Source organism: Alloscardovia omnicolens DSM 21503 (genome assembly GCF_000420505.1).
GTDB lineage: Bacteria > Actinomycetota > Actinomycetes > Actinomycetales > Bifidobacteriaceae > Alloscardovia > Alloscardovia omnicolens.
Window position 1 is genome coordinate 1 of sequence record NZ_ATVB01000040.1, and the last position, 1,972, is coordinate 1,972.

Consider the following 1,972-nt stretch of genomic DNA (forward strand, 5'->3'; position numbering starts at 1 on the left):
CACGTTCATCGTCCCTGGGTGAGTCGGGTCCTAAGGCGAGGCCGACAGGCGTAGTCGATTGGATGAAGGAGTTGATATTCTCCTACCAGTGTATTCTCGACCATTCCGAGGCTTACTGTACTAACCTCACACTTTCGTGTTTTTCATCTTTCGGGGTGTTGAGCGTGTTGGTGTTTGGGATCTTGGTTTGTAGTAGGACAGCACAGGAGTGACGCATTGGGATAGCTGACATGTCAGGTGGTTTTGGCATGGTAAGCACGCAGCCTGTGGGATAGGTAAATCCGTTCCACGTGAGGGTGAGGTGTGATGCGCGCTGGTTTTATACTGGTGTTTTGGTGATTCTTGGTGTCAAGAAAATCTTCGGTGTGAGAGGATATATCTGCCCGTACCCTAAACCGACACAGGTGGTCAGGTAGAGTATACCAAAGCGATCGAGCGAATCCTGGTCAAGGAACTCGGCAAATTACTCCCGTGCCTTCGGTATAAGGGAGACCCTTGATGGTGAAACTCTTTACGGGTGGAGCTTTTGGGGGTGGCACAGACCAGGGGGTAGCGACTGTTTACCAAAAACACAGGTGCATGCGAAGACGTAAGTCGCTGTATATGCACTGACGCCTGCCCGGTGCCGGAAGGTTAAGAGGATCCATTAACCCTTTTGGGGTGAAGTGGTGAATTTAAGCCCCGGTAAACGGCGGTGGTAACTATAACCATCCTAAGGTAGCGAAATTCCTTGTCGGGTAAGTTCCGACCTGCACGAATGGCGTAACGACTTCCCCACTGTCTCGACCAGGAGCTCGGTGAAATTGCAGTACGAGTAAAGATGCTCGTTAAGCGCAGAAGGACGAAAAGACCCCGGGACCTTTACTATACCTTGGTATTGGCATTCGGTGTGGATTGTGTAGCATAGGCGGGAGACTGTGAGGCCAGGGCGCTAGCTTTGGTGGAGTCGTCAAGTGAAATACCGTTCTGTTTATATTGGATGTCTAACCTCGAACAGTTATCCTGTTCAGGGACAGTGCCTGGCGGGTAGTTTAACTGGGGCGGTTGCCTCCTAAAGAGTAACGGAGGCGCTCAAAGGTTCCCTCAGCCCGGTTGGTAATCGGGTGTTGAGTGTAATTGCACAAGGGAGCTTGACTGTGAGACTGACGGGTCGAGCAGGGACGAAAGTCGGAAATAGTGATCCGGTGCCGGCGTACGGACGCGGCATCGCTCAACGGATAAAAGGTACCCCGGGGATAACAGGCTGATCATTCCCAAGAGTCCATATCGACGGGATGGTTTGGCACCTCGATGTCGGCTCGTCGCATCCTGGGGCTGGAGCAGGTCCCAAGGGTTCGGCTGTTCGCCGATTAAAGCGGCACGCGAGCTGGGTTCAGAACGTCGTGAGACAGTTTGGTCTCTATCCTCTGCGCTCGTTGGAATTTTGAGGAGTCCTGCCCATAGTACGAGAGGACCTGGGTGGACGAACCTCTGGTATGCCAGTTGTCACGCCAGTGGCATGGCTGGTTAGCTACGTTCGGAAGGGATAACCGCTGAAAGCATCTAAGCGGGAAGCCCTCTCCAAGATGAGAATTCCTGACACTCCTTTGAGGGTGTGTGAGACTCCCGAGAGATGATCGGGTTGATAGGCCGGGTGTGGAAGCGTGGTAACACGTGGAGCTGACTGGTACTAATAGTCGAAGACAATAACACACCATAATTTTTTATGGTTTTGGTTAAACATTGAATACTCTTCCTTGCAACAAGGAACATTAAATCTGCGTACAAAACGATTCGCGTCTGCTAGCCGGTCCCCAAACCAACACGAGCCTCGTGTCGGTGGATACGAGGATAATTAAAGATTTTGCGGTGGTCATGGCCTAGGGGAAACGCCCAGTCTCCATTTCGAACCTGGAAGCTAAGACCTAGCACGGTGATGGTACTGCACTCGATAGGGTGTGGGAGAGTAACAAACCGCCGCAACAACACTTAT

The 1,972-nt window shown here is 51.9% G+C and carries 2 rRNA genes; both read left to right on the forward strand.

Annotated features, from left to right (window positions below):
- Positions 1 to 1,693, forward strand: a 23S ribosomal RNA gene (locus G464_RS0108230); the annotation flags it as partial.
- 151 nt (positions 1,694 to 1,844) lie between these two features.
- Positions 1,845 to 1,962, forward strand: a 5S ribosomal RNA gene (gene rrf / locus G464_RS0108235).
- Positions 1,963 to 1,972: the final 10 nt, after the last annotated feature.